Raw genomic sequence first — 9364 nt, 5'->3', positions numbered from 1 at the left:
GCCCGTAAGGCACCAGATCCTCGAGCCCGATCCCCAGCTTCGCCCCGATCTCCTGGATCGGCAGCTTCTTCGCCTCGCGGGCAATCTCAATGTCGGTCTTGAACGCCATGGTCTGTTTGTCCTCCCATTCCGTGCTTGGGCCGTGGCCCGATTTTATTGTTGTTGCGCAACGCTTGTTTGCTCTGGCCCGGTCTCAAGACCGTGCCCGCCGCTGCGTTTGCTGTTGTCGCGATGGCTCACATCACGTTCTGGATCGAAGTCTCGACCGCGTGAAGAAACGACCCCGCCGAGGATCGCGCCGAGAGCAGAAGGAAGGCGTCCGGACCCTCGCGGAGAATGATCACCCCGAGATGCTCCATCACCGTTCGCGCCACCCTTCCTTCCGGAAAAGCGCCCGGATGAAGGTCGAGCGGACAGATCCGCTCCAGCGCCGCGCGGGTCCGCTGTCCATCGATCCGAAGCGCGACCCAGACATCGGTCTGGTCGGTGGTATAGGCGGCGCCTTCCAGCTTGCCGTCGACAAGCGCGCGGGCATTCGCGCCATCATGTTCGAAGACGGCGAAGACCTGGCCCGGAGCCATGCCCAGCAAGCGAATCCGGCCATCGCTCGACAGCGTCGTCCCCCCGACCGGGGGCGGACTTGCGCCAAAGCCGCCGGTCACCGCTTGCACGAGAGCCGTCTCGCCGCCGAGCGGCGTGGCGATGGACACGATGGCGATATCCGGATGTTCACTGAGCGTGATTCCGCCAAAATTCTGCCGGTAGCCGCCAAGCGCCGGCTTCGCCGTAAGCGTGAAGTCAGACACGGAGCCGCTCTCCTTCAGGGTCGATGAAATGCGGTGAGACGATTTCGACCGCGATCTCCTTGCCGCGCACGAAATCCATTGCGCGGACGATCTCGCCCCCGCGCGCCTCGCCTCGCTTGATGAAGCCGAGACCGATCGAATGGCCGAGCGACGGCGAATAGGTCACCGACGTCATCCAACCTTCGTCGTTCTCCGTCGTCGCCGCGCTGCCCCGCTGGAGGAAATGCGCGCCGGCCGTGAGGCTTTCGGCGCGATCGACCGGACGGAATCCGACCAGGCGGAGGCCGTCTTCGCGGTTGAGGTCAGGCCGCTCGGACAGGACGTTGCCGATGCAATCCTTCTGCTTGGAAACCATGCGGCCGAGGCCGAGATCGCGGGCGGTGGTCTGGCCGGTCAGTTCGTTGCCTGCCGCGTGGCCCTTCTCGATGCGCATGACGCCGAGCGCTTCGGTGCCGTAGGGAACCACGTCGAATTCCTCGCCGGCCGCCATCAGCGCGCGGATCATGGCGTCGCCATAGCGGGTCGGTACCGCGATCTCATAGGCAAGCTCGCCCGAGAAGGAGATGCGGAACAGCCGCGCCGGCGTGCCCCCGCACACGGTGAGCTCGCCGCAGGCCATGAACGGGAAGGCCTCGTTGGAGACATCGTGCTCCGCATCGACGACCTTGCGGATGAGGTTGCGGGCGTTCGGTCCGGCCACCGCATATTGAGCCCAGCCGTCGGTGGTGGAGATCAGATGAACGTCGAGACCGGGCCAGAGGCACTGGCGGCAGAACTCCAGATGCCGGAATACGCTGCCCGCGTTTGCCGTCGTCGTGGTCATCACGAAATGCGTCTCGGACAGGCGGGCAGTGGTGCCATCGTCCATCACAATGCCGTCCTCGCGCAGCATGATCCCGTAGCGGGTCCTGCCGACGGCCAGCTTGGCAAAGCCGTTGGCGTAGACCTTGTTGAGGAATTCCGCCGCGTCCCGACCCTGGATGTCGACCTTGCCGAGCGTGGTCACGTCGCAGATTCCGACCGAGCCTCGCGTCTTTTCCACCTCGCGGTCGACGCTCTGCCGCCAGTGCGTCTCACCGGAGCGGGGGAACCACTGGGCGCGGAGCCAGGCTCCCGTCTCGACGAACACCGCGCCCTGCTCCTTGGCCCAATCGTGGCTGGGGGTCAGGCGATAGGGACGAAAATCCTTGCCCCGCGACCGGCCCGCCAGGGCGCCGATCGCCACCGGCGTGTAGGGCGGACGGAAGATCGTAGTGCCGGTCTCGGGGATGCTCCGGCCGGCGATCTCGGCCATGATGGCAAGTCCGAGAACATTCGCCGTCTTGCCCTGATCGGTCGCCATGCCAAGGGTGGTGTAGCGCTTCAGATGCTCGACGGAGCGGAATCCCTCTTTGTGGGCGAGCGTCACATCCTTGATGGTCACGTCGTTCTGCTGATCGACCCAGGCGCGCGAGCGACTTTGCCTGACATGCCAGAAGGCCGACACCGCGACCGCCTCGTCTTCCGCTGTCGGGGGATTCTGGCGCGAGGGAGGGAAGCCGAGAGCCTCGACCGCTTGATCGGCCCTTTGGCTTCCCTCCAAGAGGGCAGACGCGAGCGACTGGGAGCCGTTCGCCGCGCCCGCCACCGCCATGCCGACAGGAAGATTCTTCCCCGGCACGAACGCCGCGATGTCGTCCCGCCATTCAGGCCGCCCGCCCTGATGGCAGGTCAGGTGGACGTTCGGGTTCCAACCGCCTGAGACGGCGAGACAATCGGCCGATATGCTCGCGCCGCCGGCAAGCTTGATCTGGCGGATTCCCATGCGACCCGACGTGTCCATGACCGCGTCGCCCATATGGATCGACGCACCCGGCAGCTTGGCGCGGGCCGCGCCGGGGCGGGTATCGATCACGGCGGCGATCTCGACGCCCTTGGCGGCCAGATCGGCCGCCGTCCGCCAGCCGTCGTCATTGTTGGTGAAAACGGCGATCCGCTTGCCGGCCGCGACCGCCCATCGGTTCGCATAGGCCCGCACGGCACCCGCCATGATCACGCCGGGGCGATCGTTGTTGCCAAAGGCGATCGGTCTTTCCGTCGCACCGGCGCAAAGGATCGCGCGCTTCGCGTGAATGCGCCAGAGCACCTGCCGTGGCTTTCCGCCGGATACGGGAAGATGGTCGGTCTTGCGCTCGAGCGCGCCGTAAGTGCCGTGGTCGAAGGCGCCGTAAACGGTCGTGCGGGGCATCACGCGAACGTTGGCCATGGCCCCCAACTCGGCGCCCGCCTGATCGGCCCAGTCCGAGCCAGGCTGGCCGTCGACGGCCAACGTCTCGGCGTTCAGCCGGCCGCCAAGCCGGAAATCCTCGTCCGCGAGGATCACTCGTGCCCCGGCGCGCCCTGCCGCCAGCGCTGCGGCGAGGCCCGCAGGTCCCGCGCCGATCACCAGAACGTCGCAGTGCAGGAAACCCTTGTCGTAGCTGTCCGGATCGGGCTCCATGGAGAGCCGGCCGAGCCCGGCCGAATTGCGGATCAGCGGCTCGTAGAATTTCTCCCAGAACGCCTTCGGCCACATGAATGTCTTGTAGTAGAAGCCGGCCGACAGGAAGGGTGACAGCAGGTCGCTTGCCGCCATCAGGTCGAAGCCGAGCGGACCGCGATGGTTCTGGCTGGTGGCCTCCAGATTGTCGAACAGCTCTACCGTGGTGGCGCGCGTGTTGGGCTCCTGATGGGCTCCTCGGCGCAACTGGACCAGCGCGTTCGGCTCTTCCGACCCCGCCGAAAAGATGCCGCGGGGCCGATGATACTTGAACGAACGGCCGACCACGCGGACACCATTGGCGAGCAGCGCGGAGGCGAGCGTGTCGCCGTCATGGCCCTGGAACGATGTTCCGTTGAAGCTGAAACGGACGCCACCGGTCCGCTCGATCAGACCGCCCTGGACTCGAAAGGGTTGCGTGGCACCGGTCCCGGCTTCGACCGGGCCGGGCGTTGCGGTGGGTGTTCGGCTGTCGGTCATGCTCTCCGCCCCCGTGCCAAGGCGACGTCGCGCGCCAGTTCGACCGACGTGATCTCGTGTGTCAGCGTGTTGCGGGTCAGGACCAGCCAGGAGCGATCGCCCTGTTCATGATACCAGAGCTCGCGATGCAAGCCGGCCGGGTTATCCCGCAAGTAGAGATAATCATGGAATTTCTCGCTCGCGCCGTCGTCCTGCGGATCGGGCCGGTCGATCAGCGCGGCGTCGCCGAGATACACGAATTCCGCCGCGTCGCGGGGGCCGAGAAGGGGGTGGTCGATGATCATTTCGCTTTGCTCCTCCCGCTCGGCGCTGCCGCCTGCGTCCCGACCGGGAATGGATGGGTATCGACCGTCGGCATGGTTACGTCCTCAATGCAGATTGGGCTCAGTGCAGATTGGGCTGCGCGCCCTGGCCTTTTTCGTCGATCATCGCGCCACGGCGGAAGCGGTCGAGCCGATAGGCGGCCGCTGTCGGATGGGGTTCGTCGCGGGCCAGGAGATGCGCGTAGCAGTAGCCCGACGCGGGCGTTGCCTTGAAGCCGCCATAGCACCAGCCGCCATTGAAATAGAGGCCGCCGATATCGGTCTTGTCGATGAAGGGCGAGCCATCCATCGACATGTCCATGATGCCGCCCCACATGCGCAGGAGCCGCGCGCGGCCGATCATCGGCATGATCGCCATGCCGCCCTCGCAGACATCCTCCACCACCGGCAAATTGCCGCGCTGGGCGTAGCTGTTGTAGCCGTCGAGATCGCCGCCGAAGACGAGGCCGCCCTTGTCGGACTGGCTGACGTAGAAATGACCGGCGCCGAAGGTGATGACGCCCGGAATGACCGGCTTCAGCCCCTCCGAGACGAAAGCCTGCAGGACGTGGCTTTCGATCGGCAGGCGCATGCCGGCCTTTTCCATCACCCGGCCCGACGAGCCGGCGACACAGACGGCGACCTTCTTGGCGCGGATCTTGCCGCGGGTGGTCTCGACGCCCCGGCAGATCCCGTTCTCGATCTGGAAACCGGTGACCTCGCAGTTCTGGATGATGTCGACGCCGCGACTGTCGGCGCCGCGCGCATAACCCCAGGCGACCGCGTCATGGCGGACGGTGCCGCCGCGCGGCTGCCAAAGCCCGCCCTTGATCGGAAAGCGGGCGTTGTCGAAGTCGAGGAAGGGACACATTTCGCGGACCGCCTCGGTATCGAGAAGGACCGCGTCGGAACCGGCCAGCCGCATGGCATTGCCCCGCCGCGCGAAGGCATCGCGCTGCGCGTCGCTGTGACCGAGGTTGAGGACTCCCCGCTGGGAGACCATCGCGTTGTAATTGAAATCCTGCTCCAGGCCTTCCCAGAGCTTCATCGAGAATTCGTAGAACGGCTCGTTACCGGGCAACAGATAGTTGGATCGGATGATCGTCGTGTTGCGGCCGATATTACCGGAGCCGAGCCAACCCTTCTCCAGCACCGCGACGTTGGTGATGCCGAATTCCTTGGCAAGGTAATAGGCGGTTGCCAGCCCATGCCCGCCTGCGCCGACGATAACGACGTCGTAGTCGGTCTTCGGCTCGGGCTCCCGCCAGACCGGCGGCCAGCCCCGGTTGCCAGTCAGCCCCTCGGTGAGAATTTTCAGCAGCGAATATCGCATTGGTCTCCGCCCTTGCTTGCTGATCGATACTGAGCCCTCGCCGGCTGGATGGACTTTCCCCATAAAGACGGAATATTACAGATTATGGTCATGACAATGGAGCAGCCCGGCGCCTTCCGAATTGGATTCCTGCTGATCGACGGCTTTGCGCTGATGTCTTACGCGTCAGCGGTCGAGCCGCTTCGGGCCGCGAATCTACTGGCCGATCGAACCGTTTACGACATTCGCCACCTGACCGTCGGGGATGCGCACGGCATCAGTTCGAGCGGATCGATGGTCGCGGCATCCGCCCAACTTGGACGTGACGTCGACTTCGATCTCGTTCTCGTCGTGGCGGGCGGCGATCCGGGCACCTTCGCCGATGAACGGGTGTTCAACTGGCTGCGGCAACTCGCGCGGCACGGCGTTCGTCTGGGCGGGGTGTCGGGCGGCCCTGTCATTCTCGCGCTTGCCGGACTGATGGAGGGCCGACGCATGACCGTCCACTGGGAACATGCGCCAACCCTGGCGGAAATATCCCCGGCATTGATGGTGGAACGTACGCTCTACGTCATGGATCGCGACCGGATCACCTGCGCTGGCGGCACCGCGCCGCTCGATATGATGCACGCATTGATCAACGTGCATCATGGTCCCGCCTTCGCCCGCCAGGTCAGCGACTGGTTCATGCACACCGAAATCCGTCCCTCCGGAGGGCCGCAACGCGCCGGTCTCGTGGAACGCTATGGGACGAACGATCCGGCCTTGATCCAGTCGATCGAAATGATGGAAAACCATGTGGCCGATCCGCTGGAGTTGGCACAGCTGGCACAGCTTTCGGGCATCGGCCCCCGGCAGCTCAACCGGCTTTTCCGTCAAAAGCTGGGCCGCAGCACAATGACGTTCTACCGCGAACTCAGGCTGGGCAAGGCCGGCAATCTTTTGACCCAGTCCACCCTGTCGCTGACCGAAATCGCGCTGGCGACCGGCTTCGCGAATTNACCGCGAACTCAGGCTGGGCAAGGCCGGCAATCTTTTGACCCAGTCCACCCTGTCGCTGACCGAAATCGCGCTGGCGACCGGCTTCGCGAATTCCGCCCATTTTTCCACGGCGTTTCGCGAGGTTTTCGGTCGTGCCCCGTCGAGTTTGCGCGCCCGGCCTCCCCAAGAAGGCACCGGGCGCGCAAAGACGCAGCTTGGATAAGTGGGATGAAATTCGTCCGAATAGCCGAACGTCGGGGCAAACCGGCGCGCAGCCTCAGATATCCAGGGTGTTCTTGCGTTCCCACTGGGAAAAATGGCTCACGAAGGAATTCCACTCCTGCATCTTCAGCTTGATGTAGGCGTTGGAGAACTCCTCGCCCATCGCCGCTTTCAGGCTCTGATCCTTGTCGAAGGTCCGCAGCGCGTCCAAAAGGTTCAGCGGCAGGATCGGGGCATCCTTCACCGTATGACCGTTCTGGTACATGTCGATGTCGTAGCGCTTGCCCGGATCGGCCTTGGTCCGCACTCCGTCGAGACCCGCCGCGATAATCACCGCCTGCAGCAGATAAGGGTTTGCCGCCCCGTCCGGCAGCCGCAGCTCGAACCGGCCTGGTCCCGGCACGCGCACCATGTGGGTGCGGTTGTTGCCCGACCAGGTGACTGTATTCGGCGCCCAGGTCGCGCCGGATGTCGTGCGGGGCGCGTTGATGCGCTTGTAGGAGTTGACCGTCGGATTGGTGATCGCCGCAAGCGCCGAGGCGTGCTTCATGATGCCGCCGAGGAAATACCGGCAGGTATCCGACATCCCCATCTCCTTGCTCGCGTCGGCAAAGAGGTTGGTCTTGCCGGTGGAGTCCCAGACCGAGACGTGCACATGCGCGCCGTTGCCGGTCAGCCCTTCGATCGGCTTGGGCATGAAGGTCGCGCGCATGCCGTATTTTTCGGCGAGCGAGCGAATCATGAACTTGAAGAAGGAGTGCTTGTCGGCAGTGGCGATGGCGTCGTCGAAATCCCAGTTCATTTCGTACTGGCCGTTCGCGTCCTCGTGGTCGGCCTGGTAAGGCCCCCAGCCGAGCTCGCTCATATGGTCGAGCGCTTCGCCGATCAGGTCCGCCTGCCGCATGATGGCGAGCTGGTCATAGCAGGGCTTGGCCGCGCTATCGTGGGAGTCCGCCAGCTGCTGGCCATCGGGCGTCAGCAGGAAGAACTCTACCTCGATACCGGTCTTGACACGCAATCCCTCGGCGGCGGCTTCCTTCACCAAACGATTGAGGACATTGCGCGGCGCGTGGGCAACCGGCGCGTCCTCCATGACGCAATTCGCCGGAACCCAGGCGGTGTCTGGCTTCCAGGGCAGTTGGATAACGCCGTCAGGATCGGGCACCCCCAGCATGTCCGGATGCGCCGGCGTCAGATCCAGCCAGGTGGCGAAGCCGGCAAAGCCGGCACCGTCCTTTTGCGTCTTGGCGATTGATCGGGCAGGCACGATCTTGGCGCGCTGCCCACCGAACAGGTCGGTGAACGACACCATGAAGTATTTGACGCCTTTATCCTTGGCGAATTTTGCGAGATCCGCAGCCATATTCTACCGTCCCCTCCCCATCATCATTTTCTCGTTCAGTATCCGGACTGTCCCGGTATCCAGGAAGTCCCCGCCAGCGGCACGCGCGCCATGGCCGCGGCTTCCACGGTCAGGGCGCACAGATCCTCCGGCTCCAGATTGTGGACGTGATTGTGTCCGCAGGCCCGGGCGATCGTCTGGGCTTCCAGGGTCAGGACCGAAAGATAGTTGTGCAGCCTCCGACCCGCCGCCAGCGGGTCCAGGCGTTCCATCAGCTCCGGATCCTGGGTCGTGATCCCAGCCGGGTCACGACCTTCCTGCCAGTCGTCATAGGCTCCCGCCACCGTTCCGAGCTTGCGGTATTCCTCCTCCCAGACGGGATCGTTGTCGCCCAGCGCGACCAGGGCTGCCGTCCCGATGGCAACCGCGTCAGCGCCAAGCGCCAGCGCCTTGGCGACATCCGCGCCGGTTCGAATGCCGCCGGAGACGATCAATTGCACCTCGCGATGCATACCCATGTCCTGGAGCGCCTGTACCGCTGGACGGATACACGCAAGGATCGGCTGGCCGACGTGCTCGATGAAGACGTCCTGCGTCGCAGCGGTGCCGCCTTGCATGCCGTCCAGCACGACCACGTCCGCACCGGCTTTCACCGCCAGCGTAGTGTCGTAATACGGCCGCGCGCCACCGATCTTCACATAGATCGGCTTCTCCCAGCCAGTGATCTCGCGGATCTCGAGAATCTTGATCTCGAGATCGTCCGGCCCCGTCCAGTCGGGGTGACGACAGGCCGAGCGCTGATCGATACCCACCGGCAGCGTCCGCATCCCAGCCACGCGCTCGGTGATCTTCTGCCCGAGGAGCATGCCGCCGCCACCGGGCTTGGCACCCTGCCCCACGACCACCTCGATCGCATCGGCGCGGCGCAGATCGTCGGGATTCATCCCATAGCGGGACGGCAGAACCTGATAGACGAGCCTGTCGGAATGCCCGCGCTCCTCCTCGGTCATCCCGCCGTCGCCGGTGGTCGTCGAGGTTCCTGCGGCGGACGCGCCGCGACCCAGTGCCTCCTTGGCGTGGGCCGAGAGCGAGCCGAAACTCATTCCGGCGATAGTAACGGGAATTTTCAGCTCGATGGGCTTTTTCGCGTACCGCGTGCCCAAGGTGACGCTGGTTCCGCATTTCTCGCGATAACCTTCGAGCGGATAGCGCGAGATCGACGCGCCGAGAAACAGGAGGTCGTCGAAATGCGGCAGCTGCCGTTTGGAGCCACCGCCGCGGATGTCATAGAGACCCGTCGCCGCCGCGCGGCGGATTTCGGCATTGACGCTGTTGCTGAAGGTCCAGGATTGCCGTGGCTCGGTCCGTGGCACGGCGTGCGGGGGAGCGTCTTTCATCTCC

The 9364-nt window shown here is 64.7% G+C and carries 7 protein-coding genes; 1 reads left to right on the top strand and 6 read right to left on the bottom strand.

What is annotated here, in order from left to right:
• Positions 1 to 236 precede the first annotated feature (236 nt).
• The 4 genes from VSX60_RS13350 to VSX60_RS13335 all read right to left on the bottom strand — a co-directional run bounded on the left by VSX60_RS13350 (position 237) and on the right by VSX60_RS13335 (position 5439).
• Positions 237 to 806, bottom strand: a complete 570-nt coding sequence (locus VSX60_RS13350) for a sarcosine oxidase subunit gamma (protein ID WP_327624699.1) — start codon at positions 804 to 806, stop codon at positions 237 to 239.
• Entirely contained in the window at positions 799 to 3804 is a 3006-nt protein-coding gene (locus VSX60_RS13345) for a sarcosine oxidase subunit alpha family protein (RefSeq protein WP_327624698.1), read from the bottom strand. Before VSX60_RS13345 ends, VSX60_RS13350 begins: the two co-directional genes overlap by 8 nt.
• Positions 3801 to 4088, bottom strand: coding sequence for a sarcosine oxidase subunit delta (locus VSX60_RS13340; protein WP_327624697.1), 288 nt, complete (start codon positions 4086 to 4088; stop codon positions 3801 to 3803). The genes VSX60_RS13345 and VSX60_RS13340 overlap by 4 nt, the downstream gene beginning before the upstream one ends.
• A gap of 100 nt (positions 4089 to 4188) precedes the next feature.
• Positions 4189 to 5439 (bottom strand): sarcosine oxidase subunit beta family protein, encoded by a 1251-nt coding sequence (locus VSX60_RS13335; RefSeq protein ID WP_327624696.1) that lies wholly within the window; start codon positions 5437 to 5439, stop codon positions 4189 to 4191.
• A 48-nt stretch (positions 5440 to 5487) separates the two neighbouring features.
• Here VSX60_RS13335 and VSX60_RS13330 point away from each other — a divergent pair, with 48 nt between their 5' ends.
• Positions 5488 to 6756, top strand: coding sequence for a GlxA family transcriptional regulator (locus tag VSX60_RS13330; RefSeq protein WP_442873100.1), 1269 nt, complete (start codon positions 5488 to 5490; stop codon positions 6754 to 6756).
• Here VSX60_RS13330 and glnT read toward each other — a convergent pair.
• Both glnT and VSX60_RS13315 read right to left on the bottom strand, forming a co-directional pair.
• Positions 6677 to 7984 carry a type III glutamate--ammonia ligase gene (gene glnT / locus VSX60_RS13320; protein ID WP_327624695.1) on the bottom strand — a complete coding sequence of 436 codons (1308 nt, stop codon included), beginning with the start codon at positions 7982 to 7984 and terminating at the stop codon, positions 6677 to 6679. The genes VSX60_RS13330 and glnT overlap by 80 nt on opposite strands.
• Positions 7985 to 8019: 35 nt before the next feature.
• Positions 8020 to 9360, bottom strand: a complete 1341-nt coding sequence (locus tag VSX60_RS13315) for an FMN-binding glutamate synthase family protein (protein WP_327624694.1) — start codon at positions 9358 to 9360, stop codon at positions 8020 to 8022.
• Positions 9361 to 9364: the final 4 nt, after the last annotated feature.

The organism is Aurantimonas sp. A3-2-R12, assembly GCF_036016755.1.
GTDB classification, from domain to species: Bacteria; Pseudomonadota; Alphaproteobacteria; order Rhizobiales; family Rhizobiaceae; genus Aurantimonas; species Aurantimonas coralicida_A.
This window is presented reverse-complemented; position numbering and strand designations above follow the sequence as displayed.

Bases quoted from the DNA above. Each gene is read 5' to 3' on its own strand.
- VSX60_RS13315 (WP_327624694.1), bottom strand. From the start codon at position 9,360: ATGAAAGACGCTCCCCCGCACGCCGTGCCACGGACCGAGCCACGGCAA.
- VSX60_RS13340 (WP_327624697.1), bottom strand. From the start codon at position 4,088: ATGATCATCGACCACCCCCTTCTCGGCCCCCGCGACGCGGCGGAATTC.
- VSX60_RS13335 (WP_327624696.1), bottom strand. From the start codon at position 5,439: ATGCGATATTCGCTGCTGAAAATTCTCACCGAGGGGCTGACTGGCAAC.
- glnT (WP_327624695.1), bottom strand. From the start codon at position 7,984: ATGGCTGCGGATCTCGCAAAATTCGCCAAGGATAAAGGCGTCAAATAC.
- VSX60_RS13345 (WP_327624698.1), bottom strand. From the start codon at position 3,804: ATGACCGACAGCCGAACACCCACCGCAACGCCCGGCCCGGTCGAAGCC.